General features: G+C 69.8%; 11 protein-coding genes. 6 read left to right on the forward strand and 5 right to left on the reverse strand.

All coding sequences use genetic code 11. The features are described from left to right. Positions 1-13 precede the first annotated feature (13 nt). Positions 14-2,209, reverse strand: a complete 2,196-nt coding sequence (locus tag P7L68_RS20295; RefSeq protein WP_372001134.1) for a heavy metal translocating P-type ATPase — start codon at positions 2,207-2,209, stop codon at positions 14-16. Between the two features lie 137 nt (positions 2,210-2,346). Here P7L68_RS20295 and P7L68_RS20300 point away from each other — a divergent pair, with 137 nt between their 5' ends. After that, positions 2,347-2,847 carry a helix-turn-helix domain-containing protein gene (locus P7L68_RS20300; RefSeq protein ID WP_372001136.1) on the forward strand — a complete coding sequence of 167 codons (501 nt, stop codon included), beginning with the start codon at positions 2,347-2,349 and terminating at the stop codon, positions 2,845-2,847. A 118-nt stretch (positions 2,848-2,965) separates the two neighbouring features. Further along, positions 2,966-3,616, forward strand: a complete 651-nt coding sequence (locus P7L68_RS20305) for a class I SAM-dependent methyltransferase (RefSeq protein ID WP_372001138.1) — start codon at positions 2,966-2,968, stop codon at positions 3,614-3,616. Here P7L68_RS20305 and P7L68_RS20310 read toward each other — a convergent pair. Beyond that, positions 3,599-5,743, reverse strand: a complete 2,145-nt coding sequence (locus P7L68_RS20310; protein WP_372001139.1) for an anhydro-N-acetylmuramic acid kinase — start codon at positions 5,741-5,743, stop codon at positions 3,599-3,601. The two genes, P7L68_RS20305 and P7L68_RS20310, sit on opposite strands and share 18 nt — an antisense overlap. A 202-nt stretch (positions 5,744-5,945) precedes the next feature. On the opposite strand from P7L68_RS20310, the gene tyrS reads away from it, so the two are divergent. Next, positions 5,946-7,202 (forward strand): tyrosine--tRNA ligase, encoded by a 1,257-nt coding sequence (gene tyrS / locus P7L68_RS20315; RefSeq protein WP_372001141.1) that lies wholly within the window; start codon positions 5,946-5,948, stop codon positions 7,200-7,202. Between the two features lie 703 nt (positions 7,203-7,905). On the opposite strand, the gene P7L68_RS20320 is transcribed toward tyrS, so the two are convergent. Both P7L68_RS20320 and P7L68_RS20325 read right to left on the reverse strand, forming a co-directional pair. Beyond that, positions 7,906-8,085, reverse strand: coding sequence for a hypothetical protein (locus P7L68_RS20320; protein ID WP_372001143.1), 180 nt, complete (start codon positions 8,083-8,085; stop codon positions 7,906-7,908). 36 nt (positions 8,086-8,121) lie between these two features. Continuing rightward, on the reverse strand, positions 8,122-8,757 hold the full coding sequence (locus tag P7L68_RS20325) for a YceI family protein (protein ID WP_372001145.1): 636 nt from the start codon (positions 8,755-8,757) through the stop codon (positions 8,122-8,124). A gap of 208 nt (positions 8,758-8,965) precedes the next feature. Between P7L68_RS20325 and P7L68_RS20330 the strand changes: the two genes are divergently transcribed. Genes P7L68_RS20330 through P7L68_RS20340 form a run of 3 tightly spaced genes read left to right on the forward strand, consistent with a single transcriptional unit; the run spans position 8,966 to position 12,069 of the window. Then, positions 8,966-9,433 carry a MarR family winged helix-turn-helix transcriptional regulator gene (locus P7L68_RS20330; RefSeq protein WP_372001147.1) on the forward strand — a complete coding sequence of 156 codons (468 nt, stop codon included), beginning with the start codon at positions 8,966-8,968 and terminating at the stop codon, positions 9,431-9,433. Continuing rightward, positions 9,414-11,009 carry an MFS transporter gene (locus tag P7L68_RS20335; RefSeq protein ID WP_372001148.1) on the forward strand — a complete coding sequence of 532 codons (1,596 nt, stop codon included), beginning with the start codon at positions 9,414-9,416 and terminating at the stop codon, positions 11,007-11,009. Before P7L68_RS20330 ends, P7L68_RS20335 begins: the two co-directional genes overlap by 20 nt. Positions 11,010-11,016: 7 nt before the next feature. After that, positions 11,017-12,069, forward strand: coding sequence for an HlyD family secretion protein (locus P7L68_RS20340; protein ID WP_372001150.1), 1,053 nt, complete (start codon positions 11,017-11,019; stop codon positions 12,067-12,069). Here the strand turns inward: P7L68_RS20340 and P7L68_RS20345 are convergent, their stop codons facing one another. After that, the gene (locus tag P7L68_RS20345; protein ID WP_372001152.1) at positions 12,070-15,468 is read right to left on the reverse strand and encodes an AsmA-like C-terminal domain-containing protein; all 3,399 of its coding nucleotides are present in this window, start codon (positions 15,466-15,468) and stop codon (positions 12,070-12,072) included. Between the last annotated feature and the right edge of the window lie 277 nt (positions 15,469-15,745).

A 15,745-nucleotide genomic window follows, 5' to 3' on the forward strand; every position in this document is an offset into this window, starting at 1 on the left:
AGAACACGCCCCCTCAGCTGCGCCTCAACAGGCGCAGCGCATTGGCGGTGACCAGCACGGTGGCGCCGGTATCGGCCAGGATCGCCGGCCACATGCCGGTGAGCCCGGCGATGGTGGTGACCAGGAAGACCAGCTTCAGGCCGATGGCGATCGCGACGTTCTGACGGATCACGGCCATGGTCCGGCGCGCGAGGTCGATCAGCGCCGGCACGCCGGTGACGCGGTCGTCGAGCAGGGCCGCATCGGCGGTTTCCAGCGCCACATCGGTGCCGCCGCCCATGGCGATGCCGACGGAAGCCGCCGCCAGCGCCGGGGCATCGTTGATGCCGTCGCCGAGTTTGGCGACCGGCCCGCGGCCGGCGCGGGTCAGCTCCTGCACGATCCGGGCCTTGTCTTCGGGCATCAGCCCGCCATGGCCTTCGATGCCGAGACGGGCGGCCATGGCCGATGCGGTGGCCGGGGTGTCGCCGGTCAGCATCACCGCACCGATGCCGCGGCGCTTCAGCGCCGCCAGCCCGTCCAGCGCATCGGCGCGCGGGGCATCCTCCATCGTGATCAGCCCCAGCGGCCGGCCGGCCTCGGTCAACACCGCGATGCTGTGGCCGGCGTCACCGGCACGGGCGATCGCCGCGGCCAGATCCGGATCACCGGGCTGCCGGCCATTGCCGAGCAAAAGGCTGCGCCCCTCGACCACCCCGCTCAGCCCCTCCCCCGGGATCGCACGGACATCGCGCGCCATGGGCAGGGTCAGACCGCGGCTGCGGGCCTCGTCCAGGATCGCCCGGGCGATGGGGTGGGCGGCGCCGGTCTCCAGCGCCGCCGCCAGGCGGACGACCTCGTCGGCCGCAAGCGTGCCGAAGCCCGCGGCCGTCACCACCCGCGGCCGGCCTTCGGTCAGCGTGCCGGTCTTGTCGAAGGCGACGGTGCGGATGGCCGCCAGCTTTTCCAGCACCGCACCGCCCTTGATCAGCAGCCCCCGACGGGCACCGGCGGCAAGCCCGGACGCGATTGCCGCCGGGGTCGAGATCACCAGCGCGCAGGGGCAGGCGATCAGCAGCAAAGCCAGCCCGCGATAGACCCAGACCGACCAGTCGGCCCCGGCGAGCAGCGGCGGCAGCACGGCGGTGGCAAGCGCCAGCCCCACCGCGATCGGCATGTAGATGCGGGCGAAGCGGTCGATGAAGCGGGCGACCGGGGCCTTGGCCTCCTGCGCCTCTTCCACCAGCCGCACCACCCGGGCGATGGTGTTGTCGGCGGCGGCCGCCGTCACCCGGACGGTGATCGCACGATCCTGAACCACCGTGCCGGCGAAGACGCCGTCGCCGGTCAGCTTCTCCCGCGGGACCGATTCGCCGTTGACCGGGCTTTCATCGATCAGCGCCGCCCCCTCGACGACCGTACCGTCGGCCGGGACCCGGTCGCCCGGGCGGACCAGCACATGATCGCCGACGGCAAGCTCCGCCGCAGGCAGTTCGCCAACCGAGCCATCGGCCGCGACGCGACGCGCCGTGCGCGGCACCAGATCGGCCAGCGCCTTGATACCCCTGCGTGCCCGGGCGGCGGCAATGCCTTCCAGCAGCTCGCCCACTGCGAACAGGAACACCACCGTCGCCGCCTCGCCCGCAGCGCCGATCGCAAGCGCACCCAGGGCCGCAATGGTCATCAGCATCTCGATGGTCAGAACCGAGCCGCCACGCGCCGCGCGGAAAGCCTGGCGCGCGACCGGCGCCAGCCCGATCAGGGCGGCAATGACGAAGGGCCAGGGATCGGCCGCCGGCCAGATCATCTCCAGCACCATCGCCACCGCCAGCATCAGCCCGGCGATACCGACCAGCCGCGCCTTGGGGGTCTGCCACCAGGCCCCCTCGATCGCGGCACCATGGGCGTGATCATGGCCGGCACCGTGATCGTGATCGTGATCATGGCCACAGCCGGCCACGGGCGGGCCGCCGATGGTATAGCCGAGTGCGGTGATCGCCGCCTCCACCGCCGGCCGGTCAGGGGGTGTGGCCCCCGCCGGCGTCTCCACCCGCACCGTGCCGCCGGTTACGTTGACGCTGACCGCCGAGGCCGGTGCGACCCGGCCGACCGCCCGCTCGATCTTGAGCGCGCAGGAGGCGCAGTCCATGCCGCCGACGGCAAGGCGAAGCACGGGGGCTGCACCACCATCGGGTGCGGTGTCGGGGTCGTGAGGGCTGGTACGTCGCATCGCGGGGCCTCGCAGGCAGGGAAAGAAGTCCTCGATGCGTCCGATCCTGAGACCTACAGCGACTGTAGCTTCAAGCCCTTTTCTGCGAGCGGTTCGCACCCCATATGTCGGTCAGCTTTTCCCAGGGGAGACCCGGCATGACCGGCGGCAGGGCAACGGCCCTTTCCATCGGATCCCTGGCGCGCGAGACCGGCGCCAAGGTCCAGACCATCCGCTATTACGAGCAGATCGGGCTGCTGCCGGAACCGGCGCGCACCGCCGGCAACCAGCGGGTCTATGGCAAGAGCCATCGCGACCGGCTGGCCTTCATCCGCCATGCCCGCGAACTGGGCTTCCCGCTGGATGCGATCCGCGAACTGCTCTCGCTTTCCGACGATCCGGCCGCCCCCTGTGCGACCGCCGACCATATCGCCCGCAACCAGCTGGCGGCGGTCGAGGCGCGCATCCGACGGCTGGCGGCACTGAAAATCGAGCTGGAGCGCATGCTCTGCGATCATGCCCGCACCGGCACGATCGCCGATTGCCGGGTGATCGAGGTGCTGGCCGACCACAGCCACGGCCATTGCGTGGTCCATCACGCAGAGCCCGAAGCCGCCGCTGACCTGACCGACACACCCGCGGTCGTGAAAACGTCGTGACGCCTCAGGAAGCCCGCGTCAGGGGCGTGGGAGTGTGCTATCCAAAAGCGTTCGGCCGGATGAAAGCGTCTGGCCGGATCAACAGGCCGACACAGTCAGGCGGACGGGACGGACGGGCATGGTGACGTTTTCGATGAAGCGGGCAGGCTGCGCGGAGCATCGCCGGACCGCGCGTGGCCGGGGCAGCGATTTTGTCGCCTTCTTTCGGGCCTGGATGGGCGATCCGCTCCGGGTCGCCTCGGTCATGCCCTCGGGCGAGGGGCTCGCACGGCTGATCACATCCGAAGTGACGCCCGCGACCGGCCCGGTTCTGGAACTCGGCCCCGGCACCGGCGTGTTCACCCGGGCGCTGCTCGCGCGCGGCGTGGCCGAACGCGACCTCACCCTGATCGAATTCGGCGCCGAGTTCGCCGGCATGCTGACCCGGCGCTTCCCCGAGGCCCGCATCGTGCAGGCCGATGCGGCGAAGCTGAAACAGTGCCGGCTTTATGACGCACCGATGGCCGGCGCCGTGATCAGCGGTCTGCCAGTGCTGTCGATGCCCGCCCGCAAGGTGATGGCGATCCTGACCGGCGCCTTCGGCTATCTGAAGCCGGGCGGCGCCTTCTATCAGTTCACCTACGGACCGCGCTGCCCGATCTCGCGCCGGATCCTGGACCGGCTGGGCCTGAAGGCGGTCAAGATCGGCTCCACCCGTCGCAACCTGCCGCCAGCCTCGGTCTATCGGATCACCCGGCGGCCGGTGCTGAAATCAGCGGTTGCGGTCTGATACCTGCCCCGCCATCCGTGTCCCCGCCACCTGTGCCCGGTGCAGCGCCCCGCCGGTGACGGCACCACCGGTGGCGGTGGTCGAGGCATAGGAGAGGGCGAGCCCGTCGGCGGCCCGAACCGCCAGCACCGCGAAGGCCTGGGCTTCCAGCGCATCCCCGTCGAGACCGACCTCGTCCACCGGCGCGACCGGCAGGTTCGACCGCGCGGCAATGGCGGCGCGCAAAGTGCGGTTGTGGCGGCCGCCACCGGCCAGCAGCACCCGTTCCGGCGGTTCGGCACCGGCGGCGACCGCCAGGCTGAGGCCGCGGGCGACCGCACGGGCGGTGAACTGCGTCAGCGTTGCCGCCGCATCGGCCAGCGGCAGATCCGCCACCAGATCGAGTGCCAGGGCGAAACGGTCGCGATCGAGCGATTTGGGCGGCGGACGGTCGAAGAACGGATCGGCCAGAAGCCGGTCGAGGATGGCTTCGTCGGCGGTGCCCCCCGCCGCCGTACCGCCATCCTGATCGAAGGCATGGCCGGTCCGCCGGCGCATCAGATCGTCGATCAGCGCCCCGCCCGGCCCGCAATCGAAAGCGAGCAACCCGCCATCGACGCCGATGAAGGTGAGATTGGCGACCCCGCCGATGTTCAGCACCGCAACCGGCGGCGCCACACCCGCCCAGGCCATCATCGCCCGGTGAACCACCGGCACCAGCGGCGCGCCCTCCCCGCCCCGGGCCATGTCGGCGCGGCGGAAATCGGAAACCGTGTCGATGCCGGTCAGGGCGGCGAGCCTTGCGCCGTCGGCCAGCTGCACGGTGATGCCCTCGTCCGGCAGATGCAGCACGGTCTGGCCGTGGAAGCCGATCAGCCGGACATGGGGGGCGATCTCCGGCACCGTTTTCAGCAGCGCGGTCACAGCTTCGGCCTGGGCGCGGGTCAACGCCGCCTCGGCCCGGGCCGCATCGACCAGCGGCGCACGGCCGCCCAGCAGCCGGGACAGCGCCTCGCGCAGATCCGCCGGATAGGGCCGGAACAGGGTCGGCCCGAATCCGGTGATGTCGACCCCGTCGGTTTCGACCAGCGCGGCATCGATACCGTCGAGCGAGGTGCCGCTCATCAACCCCACCGCCCAAACCGGCCGGCGGCGCGGCGCGCCGTCATCGGCGGATGCCGCGATGACGGTGGGTTCGGGATCGGCCGGAACCGGCCGGCCGGCCATGCCGGCTGCGATGGCGACCAGCGATGGCGGCGCGGGGAAGCCCAGCGCGCGGGCGCGTGACCAGTCCTGTGCCGCCGGCCAGCCGGTGACGGCGGCGGTGGGCGCCGCTTCGGGCGCAACGGTGATCAGGCCCGCCGCCTCTGGCCCGGCGACGCGGGCGACGGCGCCCACCAGATCCCCCGCCCTGATGGTGCGCGACGGCAAGGCCACCAGCGGGTCGCCATCCAGCGCCGCAGCCGGCAGACCCGCCAGGCGGATCAACCCGTCGACGGTGGAGGCGACATCGGAGACCGCGAGTTTCAGCCCCGCCGGCAGCGGCAGCACCACCGCCTCTCCGGCAGGTGCTGCCGACAGCACCCGCGCCAGGCGGGCCACCGCGCTGGTGCCGCCGGCGGCGGCCGGCCGGTCGATGATGCTGGCGATGCGGGCGATGCGCGGATCGACCACGCCGCGGCGGCCGGCATCGGCGAGCAGCAGCTCGGCGGCGGCCTTGGTCGCGCCATAGGTGGTGGCCGGGCGCGGCGCATCGTCGTCGCCCGCGGTCGCCCGCGCCCGCCGCCCGCCATGCACCGAGATGGTCGAAGCGAAGACCAGCCGGGTCTGCCGGCCGCTCTCTGCAATCGCCGCGATCAGGTGGCGGACGGCATCGAGGTTGAGTGCGGCCGCGGCATCGGGATCGGCCTCACCCGCAGGCGTGTTGCCGGCGGCCAGATGGAAGATCAGATCGGCACCATCCCCGATCAGCGCCCGCACGGCATCGGCGCGGGTGAGATCGACGGCAGGCGTGCCACCGCGGGCCACCTCGTCCAGCCGGTCGATCGGCCGGGCGGTGCCGTCGATCAGGATCGTGCCCGCCGTCTTCAGCTGCCCGACCAGCGCCCGGCCGATGAAGCCGGTCGCCCCGGTCACGATGATGCGCATCGGTCACGTCCCCCTGAGACTGCGTTGATCTGCCTGACGATGGATCGTCATCCCGCGGCCGGTCATCTGGCGGCCCGTCATCTGGCGGCCCGTCATCTGGCGGTGCGGGCGGTTTCATGCTACATCCGCCCGCGTATCCAAACCCGGTCGGCCCCCTGAACGATCCACGGCCGGCCGCTTTCGTGCAAGAGGAACCCTGCCGATGACCGATCGCCGCTACGTGTCCGACTTCGTGCGCGTAATGGTCGAGCGCGGCTATCTCCACCAGGCAACCGACCTGGAGGGGCTGGACGAGCGCTTGAACCAGGGCACGGTCGCCGGCTATATCGGCTTCGACTGCACGGCGAAGAGCCTGCATGTCGGCAGCCTGGTGCAGATCATGATGCTGCGCTGGCTGCAGAAGACCGGCCACAAGCCGATCGTGCTGCTGGGTGGTGGCACCACCCGGATCGGTGATCCGACCGGCCGCGACGAGGCCCGCAAGATGCTCGACGATGCCGCCATCGCCGAGAACATGGCCGGCATCCGCCAGGTCTTCGACAAGTTCGTGCAGTTCGGCGACGGCGCCACCGATGCGGTGATGGTCAACAATGCCGACTGGCTGGACGGGCTGGGCTATATCTCGTTCCTGCGCGACTATGGCCGGCACTTCTCGGTCAACCGCATGCTGACCTTCGACTCGGTCAAGCTCCGGCTGGAGCGCGAGCAGCCGATGTCGTTCCTGGAATTCAATTACATGATCCTCCAGGCCTACGACTTCCTGGAACTGTCGCGCCGGCAGAACTGCCTGCTGCAGATGGGCGGCTCGGACCAGTGGGGCAACATCATCAACGGCGTGGAGCTGGGCCGGCGGGTGGACGAGCGCGGCCTGTTCGGCCTGACCTCGCCGCTGATCACCCTGGCCTCGGGCCAGAAGATGGGCAAGACCGCGGGCGGCGCGGTCTGGCTGAATGCCGAGATGCTGTCGGCCTATGACTACTGGCAGTTCTGGCGCAACACCGCCGATGCCGATGTCGGCCGCTTCCTGAGGCTGTTCACCGAACTGCCGCTGGACGAGATCGCCCGGCTGGAAGCCTTGGGCGGCGCCGAGATCAACGAGGCCAAGAAGATCCTGGCCCACGAGGCGACCAGGATGGCGCATGGCGAAGAGGCGGCGCTCTCCGCCGCCGAAACCGCCCGCCGCACCTTTGAGGAAGGCGCCGCCGGCGAGGATCTGCCGGTGATCGTCATCCCCGCCGCGGAACTGGATGCCGGCATCCCGGCCTTCGAACTCTTCGCCCGCGCCGGCCTCGCCCCCAGCCGCAAGGAGGCCCGCCGCACCATCCAGGGCGGCGGCGCCCGCCTGAACGGCGAAAAGGTCGAGGACGAACAGCAGCCGATCACCACGGCCTGGCTCTCCGACGGCCAGATCAAGCTGTCGGCCGGCCGCAAGCGCCACGCGCTGGTGAAGATCGGCTGAGCCGCACCGGACAAGCGGTCGGGACGACATGCGGGCGGCACCGGTCGGGGCCGCCCGCATTTATTGTGTGTCGAGGTACGTTTGCCCACTCTTCCCATGAGCAACCGTTAATTTTAGATTTGAAGGTGCTTCACCGGGTGGCGCCCCACCTTCTCCGGCGCCATATACTAAGCCAAAGAACTTCTGATGAGGTTGGGCATGTCTAACGGCGTGACGGGAATAAAACGGGTTCAGTGCCCAAAACCTTCGGAAAACGAGGTGGTGGTGCGCGATTCCGGAGGCAACGAGTGGCAAGTGTCAGAGAGCCAATACAAGGCTCGGGGCTATCAACCGCCCCTATGCACTTTACAGTGGAGATGACGATACATTAAAGGGCCCCGAGGCCAGAGGTACCCAAGGCTCCAGACTCAATCACACCCAGAACGCAATGATGGCCACAAGAGTCGCCACCGACAGAAAATTGGCCGTGAGCTTGTCGTAGCGGGTCACCACACGCCTGAAGTCCTTGAGGCGGCAAAACGCGTTCTCGACACGAATGGCGGCTGCGACGGCGCTTGCGGTAATACGCCACGTTGCGTTCTCGGTTGGTCCGGCCCGGGATCATGAGAACCCTACCGCGGGTCCGGCAAGGGCGCGCAGCGCCTGTCGGCGGTGCTACACCACGGGTGGGACGGCACCAGCTGAAACACTACAGCGTAGCCTGTCATATCAACGACGGCCGCTCGCCGCGTTCATATAGCTCGTCGCGCGTCCACCTGCCGGCATTGACGACGTCCTGTCGGGACAGGCGGTCGAGCAGGCGTCGGCGCGCTGCAGTCACCCGCACTTCTTCGTCCTGGTCATCGACCGGCAGAGAACTGCGGGTCGCGTCATCTTCCGTCATCCTGATGGCCTCCCCGGCTGGTGCGTCGCGTCGAGTTTACGACGCCGCCTCAAACGCCGCACCGATCTCCAGCATCACCTCGTCCGAGACCATCGGCACGATATAGGTCATGCCGAAATCGCTGCGGCGGATGGTGGTCCCGGCCTCGAAGCCGATGGTGGCGGCCTGGTTCATGGGGTTGATGCCCGCGCCGGTGAAGCGGGCGTCGAGCACCACCGGTTTCGTAACGCCGCGGATGGTGAGGTCGCCGGTGATCTTCGCCGTCAGGCCGTCCACCTCGACCGCGGTGGAGCGGAAGGTGATGGTGGGGTGGGATGCCATGTCGAAGAAATCGGGGCTCCGGAGATGCTCGTCCAGCTCCGCGCTGGTGGTGACCAGGCCGTCGACCGGGATTTCCATCGCCACGCGGGCCTTCGACGGGTCGGCCGGATCGATCTGAAGCGTGCCGGTGGCGCCGCCGGCAATGCCGCGATAGGCGTTGAAGCCGAAATGGTCGACCGTGAAGGTGATCTGGGTGTGGGACGGGTCGGCAGTATAGCGGCCGGCCGCCACCCGTGACGGATCGGCGGCGCCCGGCACCTCCTGCGCCGTGGCCGGGGCGGGCACGGCAGCGAGGCCCAGGCCCAGGCTCAGGATTGCGGCGGAGAGAACGGTCTTCATCGTCGGCGTCATCTGATCATCCTTTCGCAGCGGTGGGCGGCATAATCGCCTCGCAGTCTTTCACAGTCATCGTGACCATTGCGTGTTCCCGACGGCGTGATATCCCGCACAGCCCTGCCGCGATTGCAGGGCGGGTGCCCGCAGCGGCGGGCTTGCCCTTCCGGACGATCCGGCATAAATGTCGCCAGACAATCATTAGCAGCCTATATATGTGATCCCTATGAAAACCCGTCCCGCCACGCTTCGCTCGGACGTCACCAACGAACTGGCCACCGCCAGCCGCAAGATGCGCACCGGCTTCGATGCACTGGTCCGCACCCGCGGGCTGACGCTGGCCCGGGCACGGGCGCTGATGCTGCTGGCCCGCCATCCGGGGATCAGCCAGACCGAACTGGCCGGGCTGCTGGAAATCGAGAACCCGACCGTGGTCCGCCTGCTCGACGGGCTGGAGAAACAGGGGCTGATCCGGCGGACGCCCGCCGAGACCGACCGGCGGGTGAAGCGGATCGATCTGACCGAAGAGGCCGAAGACCAGGTCGACGAAATCGAGGATCTGGCCGAGGTGATGCGCAGCACCATGGCGCGCGGCATCCCCGAGGCCGATCTGACCGTCACCCTGAAGGTGCTGCGCCGGATGATCGCCAATCTGGAAAGCGGCGCCGCCGCCGATGACGGGGAGGCGGATTGAGGTGACCGAAGAGCCCGGCATCCCCACCCGGCGGATGATCGCCTGCATCGCGACCTCGGCGCTGCTCTGGTCGGCGCAGGGGCTGGGGATGAACCTGATCGCCGCCAACACCAGCCAGATCTCGGGCGCGCTCGGCGCCACCACCAACGAGACGATGTGGCTGGTGGCGGCCTATATGGCGCCCAATGTCAGCCTGACCATGCTGTTGACCAAGGTGCGCAACCAGTTCGGCCTCAGGCGCTTCACCGAGATCGGCATCGCCCTGTTCGTCGCGGTGTCGTGCCTGCACCTCTTCGTTCAGGACCTGCATGCGGCCCTGGTGGTGCGGTTCCTGGCCGGGGTTGCCGCCTCGCCCATGTCGACGCTGGGCTTCCTCTACATGCTCGAAGCCTTCCCGCAATCGAAGAAGCTGTCCTGGGGGCTCAGCCTCGCGCTCACCTGCACCACGCTCGGCGCGCCGCTCGCCCGGATCATCTCACCCAGCCTGCTCGATCTCGGCCTCTGGCACGGGCTGTATCTGATGGAGGCGGGGCTTGCCCTGATCGCCATGGCTGCCGTGCACCGGCTGCCGCTGACGCCGATCCCGCATACCAGGATGCTCCACCCGCTGGATGCGATCAGCTATCCGCTGGTCGCCGCCGGCTTCGGCCTGCTGGCGGTGGTGATGGTGCTGGGCCGCTATGACTGGTGGCTGGAAGCCCCCTGGATCGGGGTCTGTCTCGCCCTCTCGGTGCTGTGCATCGCAGGCGCGGCGGCGATCGAGATCCATCGCGAGACGCCGCTGCTCAACATCCGCTGGCTGACCAGCCCCGAGATCCTGCATGTGGCGGCCATCCTACTGGTCTTCCGGCTGGTGCTGTCGGAACAGACCTCGGGCGCCTTCGGCCTGTTCCAGTCGCTGGGCCTGCTCAACGAGCAGAGCCGGTCCCTGCAGGTCGTCATCCTGCTGGCCTCGATCGCCGGCGGGCTCACCTGCGGCATGTTGCTGAAACCCGGCCGCGACGCCGCCTTTCACGCCGTGGCCCTGGTCTGCATCATGACCGGCGCCTTCATGGATGCCCATGCGACCAGCCTGACCCGTCCGGCGCAGATGTATCTGAGCCAGGCGCTGATCGCCTTCGGCGGCATGCTGTTCCTGCCGCCGGCCATGCTCACCGGGCTGATGCACACCATGAAACAGGGGCCGAGCTTCATCACCAGCTTCATCGCCGTCTTCCTGTTCACCCAGAGCCTGGGCGGGCTGATGGGCTCGGCCCTGTTCGGCAGCTTCGTCACGCTCCGCGAGAAATTCCATTCGGCCCGGCTGGTCGAGGACGTGGTGCTGACCGATCCGCTGGTCGCGGCGCGGGTGAAGCAGCTGGGCGGTGCCTATGGTCATGTGCTGACCGATCCCGCCCTGACCAATGCCGAAGGCATCGCCCTGCTCTCGAAACAGGCGACGCGGGAGGCGACGGTTCTGGCCTACAACGACGCATTCCTCGCCATTTCGGCCCTGGCAGCCCTGGCGCTTGCCGGGCTTGTCCTTCACCTGCTCGCCGCCCGGGTCCGACACCCGGCCGCGGCCACCGCCCCGTGATGTTCCGATGACCAGACAGATCTTCCGGTTCAAGACCCTGATCGTGCTTGCCGCCGGCCTCGCCGGCGCCCTGCTCATTCTTTATGCCTGGCGGCTGCCGCCCTTCGACAGCAGCGTCGAGACCACCGAGAACGCCTATGTCCGCGGCCGGGTCACCCTGCTCGCCCCCCAGCTTTCAGGCTATGTGACGGGCATCGCGGTGAAGGATTTCGAGACGGTCACGGCCGGCCAGGTGCTGGTGCGGATCGACGACCGGATCTATGCCCGCAGGCTTGAACAGGCCGAAGCAGACCTTACCGGCCGGCAGGCCGCCCTTGCCAATGCCGATCAGGACCGCCACGCCGCCGAGGCGCGCATCGCCTCGGCCAAAGCGGCGGTCGAAAGCGCGCAGGCGGCCCTGACCCGCAGCCGCGCCGATGCGGGCCGGGTGGATGCGCTGATCACCCGCGGCGCCGCAACCCGCGCGGCGGCCGACGCCGCCCATGCGGCCCGCGATCAGGCGGCGGCGGCACTCGCCCAGGCGGAGGCCGCGGTCGAGGTGGCGAAGCAGGATCTCCAGAGCGTGATCGTCGGCCGCGGCACGCTGGAAGCGGCGGTGGACGCGGCGCGCGCGGCAGTGCGGCTGGCGCGGATCGATCTCGACAATACCCGGATCACGGCGCCGGTCGACGGACGGATGGGCGAGATCGGTGTCCGGCTCGGCCAGTATGTCACCGCCGGCACGCAGCTGGCCGCGATCGTGCCCGCCGATCGCTGGATCATCGCCAATTTCAAGGAAACCCAGCTCCACGGCATGCAGCCCGGCCAGCCGGTGTCGTTCACCGTCGATGCCCTGCCCGGCCAGAGCTTCCGGGGGCGGATCGAGCGCTTCTCCCCCGCCACCGGCTCGGAATTCGCCGTGTTGAAGCCCGACAACGCCACCGGCAACTTCACCAAGGTGGCACAGCGCCTGCCGGTCCGGATCGCGATCGACCATAACCAGCCGGCGCTGGACGGGCTGGCGCCGGGCATGTCGGTGGTGGTGCGGGTGGACACCGCCGGGAATGCCGTCCACGGCTGATCAGCGGTCGAAATCGGGTTTCGGGTCGGCGCCCGTCGGCGGATTGCCGGCCCTGCCGGTGACGCCGTCGGTAATGGCGCTGAACAGGTTGCGCAGAAAGCCGGGCGCCAGGGCGGCCAGCGGGTTGACGCTGACATCCGGGTCGTCGAGCGGCCCGTCCAGCCGGTAGGTGGCGGCGAAAATGCCGCTGCCCTCTTCTCCCACCAGCAGGTCGCCGATCACCGGGATGCGGCCGATCGCACTGTTCAGGGTATAAAGCGGCACCAGTGTTCCGGCCAGATCGATGGTGCCGCCGTCGATGTCGATCCGGCCCGAGGCCGTGACCCCCACCTCGCTGCCATGGGCGCGGGCTTCGGACAGGGTGACCACCCCGTTCTCGTAGACGAACGCGCCGTCGAGCACGTTGAAGGCGATGCCATCCCGCCCGCCGATCTTGTCGGAGACGCCGGACGGCGAGGCCGTCGCCAATGCGCGGGCGATGGCCGGGGCGTTCTGAAGACGATAGTCGCGACCGATGATGTGGCCGCGCACCAGATCATGTGCGACGGTGTCGTCGATCACCCCCTCGATCACCATCGATCCGCCGGCGATGCGGCCGCGCAGCCCGGCAAAGGCGACGAGATCGTCCATCCGGTCGGTGTCGAGCCGGATGGTCCGCCCCCCGGCCGGCGCCGCCCCGCCGCCGATCGCGACCGTGACCGTCCCCGGCCCCCGATCGCCGGCAGCCGCTGCGGTTTCGGGTGCGACCGGCAGGGCTGCCTGCAAGCGGGCCTCGCGCCAGCGGCCGTTTTCGATCGCCACCGATCCGCGGGCGCGATCCAGATGCCGCAGATCGTCGATCCGCACCCGGTCGATCGCAAGTTCCAGATCCACACGGGCAGGCGGGGAGGCCGGATCGCGCGGCCTGGTTTCCGCGTCGCCCCCGGTGCCGTCGATCAGCGGTTCGACATCGAGCATCCGGCCACCCAGGATCACCCGGTCGGATGCCCCGTCGCTGCCGGCGCTGTACTCGACCCGCAGCCGGTTGTCGCCCAGATCCAGCCGCTCGATCTTCGCCTCAAGCAGCCGCCCCGCCGCAACCCGGAGCGTGCCGAGCGCATAGAGATCACCCGCATCGACCCGCAGATCGCGGATGTCGATCACCTCTCCCCCCGGTCCCGGGCCTCCCGGCACGGCATGGGGATGGATGGTGGCCGAAAGCCCGCCGGCGGTGCCGGCGCGCTTGCTCCAGCCGATATCGGGAATGGCGAGGCGGGCCCGGGCCAGATCGGCATCGACCCGGATCACCGGCTCATCGGGCTTGCCGCGCGGCACTTCAACCGCAAGCTTGAGCCCGACCGGACCGGTAAGATACGGCGCCGGATCGAAGCCGGCGCGCTTGCGGGCCGCCTCGTCCAGCGTGCCGGCGACATCGACCCGCCGCTCCCAACTGGTGCGGGCGGCGATCGCCTGCCGCCAGTCGATGTCGAGCGGCGCGCCCCCGACCTCCGCCCGGCCGGTCAGCCGCGCCTGGGCATTGTCGACCGCAACGGCAAAGCCGCCATCGGCCAGATCGAGCCCGAGCACCGCCTTGCGCAGGGCCAGCGCCTCGATCCGGCCCCGGGCGGTGTAGCGCACATCGGGTTTCTCCTGGCCGAGGGGCAGGCTGAGGGTCAGATCGATCGTGGTCTGCCCCTCCAGCCCGTCGGGACTGGACAGCGCCGGGTCGACGAATTCGATCGGCGGCATGGCGAGCACGGTGACCGCATCGGCCACCGGACCCGAAATCGGGATCGCTGCATCGACGCGGGTGGGCTCGGTCTTGACGCCGAAGCCTTCGATCGCGACCCGGGCGGCACCGAGAGCGAGCCCGGTATCGCCGGCACGGCCACCGGCCGCCAGATTGAAGCGCAGGCCGCGGAGATCGAAGCTGCCGGTGCCGGCCAGATCGCGGGCCGGCGGCAGCGGCCGTTCGTAATCGACCGAAATGCCCCGATAGGAGAAATCGCCCTGGATGGCCGAGGGCGCCAGATGCCCGTCGGGCCCCAGCATGCCCGGGCGAATGTCGACCACCACCGACACGCCGTCGACCCGGCCGCCGCGCACGCGCGAGATCACCCAGTCGCGCGCCGCCTCCTGCTGGCCGAGCGGCCAGTAGCGGTCGATATCGTCGACCGCAAGATCGCCGCCGATGACGCCCCCCGAAATGCCGAGGCCCTGAGCCGGGCCATTCAGGCCGGTGACGGTCACGCTGCCGCCAAGGGCCGCGCCGTCGCTGAGGCGGATATCGGCACGGGTGACCTCCAGCCGGTTGCCATCCTCGGTGAGATCGGCCGCCAGCACGATCCGCTCTACGGGCAATGGCCGGGCGATGACGCCGGGCCAGTCGACTTCTCCCGCCCCGGCGGTCGCATGCAGCCGCAGCCGCTCGATCCGCCGCCGGGCCATCTGCATCTCGACCACGCCCTGCAGCGGCAGGGCGAGACCGTCGAAGGGCGCCGGCAGGCCGAGCACGGCGGCGACCCGGTCGATACGGGTGGGGTGGATGGTCAGGTCCAGATCGGCCGCCCCCTGATCGGGCGTCACCAGGCCGCCGAGAGAGGCGCCGACCGCCTCGCCCGCGACATTGCCGGCAAGATCGACCGCAACCCGGATCCGCTCCCCCTCGCGGATCAGCCTGAGATCGCGGCCTGAGACATGGCCCGAAAAGCCGGCGACGCCGTCCTGATAGGTAATGTCCACCGCCGCCACCCGGACCAGCTGCACCCGGGTCATGTCCAGCGCCCAGGCGCCGGGGTCGGCCATCTGATTGAGCCAGCCGCGCAGCCGGTCGACATCAGACAGGGGTTCGGCCGGCACCGGCGGGGCGGCGGGATCGGCGGCGCGGAGTTCCGGATCGGGCGCCACCGGCTCGGGCGGCGGCGCATCGGCATCGAACAGGGGCCTCAGCCGCGAGATCGGCAGCCCCTCTTCGGGCGCCCGGGCACGTTCGAGCGGTGCCGCATCCAGCAGGGCCAGCGAAACCTCGCCCGACGGCGCCCGCTGGACCGCAAGCTCGACACCGGTCACCTCCAGCACCGTGGGCACGATCCGCTGGGCGATCAGATCGCCGACCGAGAGCCCGATGCGCAAGCCGGGCAGGCGTAGCACCGGCTGGTTGAAGCGATCGATGATCCGGACGTCGTCGACGGCGAGGGTGAGCGCGACATTGGTGGCGTCGAGGGAGAGCCGGGCATCGCCCGCATCGATGCGGAAGCGGCCGTCAGCCAGTTCCAGCCGGTCGGCGATCCAGGGTCCGGCCGGTCCCAGATCGACCGGCCCCGCGGCCAGACGGAAGCCCGCGGCCGCCAGCGCCAGAATGACGACCAGCAGCAGCCCGAGAAAGAGACGGACGACCCAGGTCGAGATCCTGACGATCATGCGGGCGCGTCCTTACTGTCCTGATGGGCCGGCGGCAGGCGGCAATGGATGCGATGAGCCGGGCCTTGCGTCCCGACAGGGGTTATGATCCGGTGTCTAGCAGGTAATGACGATCGCGCGAAGCGCCAAGACGGTGTCCGTCGCATGGTCGCACGGCCTGCTTGCGTGATCATTACGTGTCATCGCAGCCCGCCCCTCTGCGCCCCTGTCCCTGCACCTCGCCATCCTTGCCCCCATCCTTGCCCCCCATCCTCGCCCCTCGTATCGGAAGCCCCCG

The sequence above is a fragment of the Tistrella mobilis genome (assembly GCF_041468085.1).
GTDB classification, from domain to species: domain Bacteria; phylum Pseudomonadota; class Alphaproteobacteria; order Tistrellales; family Tistrellaceae; genus Tistrella; species Tistrella mobilis_A.

What these genes read in the sequence shown, in the direction of transcription:
- P7L68_RS20295 (WP_372001134.1), bottom strand. Translation starts at nt 2,209, where the DNA reads ATGCGACGTACCAGCCCTCACGACCCCGACACCGCACCCGATGGTGGT.
- P7L68_RS20300 (WP_372001136.1), top strand. Translation starts at nt 2,347, where the DNA reads ATGACCGGCGGCAGGGCAACGGCCCTTTCCATCGGATCCCTGGCGCGC.
- P7L68_RS20305 (WP_372001138.1), top strand. Translation starts at nt 2,966, where the DNA reads ATGGTGACGTTTTCGATGAAGCGGGCAGGCTGCGCGGAGCATCGCCGG.
- P7L68_RS20310 (WP_372001139.1), bottom strand. Translation starts at nt 5,743, where the DNA reads ATGCGCATCATCGTGACCGGGGCGACCGGCTTCATCGGCCGGGCGCTG.
- tyrS (WP_372001141.1), top strand. Translation starts at nt 5,946, where the DNA reads ATGACCGATCGCCGCTACGTGTCCGACTTCGTGCGCGTAATGGTCGAG.
- P7L68_RS20320 (WP_372001143.1), bottom strand. Translation starts at nt 8,085, where the DNA reads ATGACGGAAGATGACGCGACCCGCAGTTCTCTGCCGGTCGATGACCAG.
- P7L68_RS20325 (WP_372001145.1), bottom strand. Translation starts at nt 8,757, where the DNA reads ATGACGCCGACGATGAAGACCGTTCTCTCCGCCGCAATCCTGAGCCTG.
- P7L68_RS20330 (WP_372001147.1), top strand. Translation starts at nt 8,966, where the DNA reads ATGAAAACCCGTCCCGCCACGCTTCGCTCGGACGTCACCAACGAACTG.
- P7L68_RS20335 (WP_372001148.1), top strand. Translation starts at nt 9,414, where the DNA reads ATGACGGGGAGGCGGATTGAGGTGACCGAAGAGCCCGGCATCCCCACC.
- P7L68_RS20340 (WP_372001150.1), top strand. Translation starts at nt 11,017, where the DNA reads ATGACCAGACAGATCTTCCGGTTCAAGACCCTGATCGTGCTTGCCGCC.
- P7L68_RS20345 (WP_372001152.1), bottom strand. Translation starts at nt 15,468, where the DNA reads ATGATCGTCAGGATCTCGACCTGGGTCGTCCGTCTCTTTCTCGGGCTG.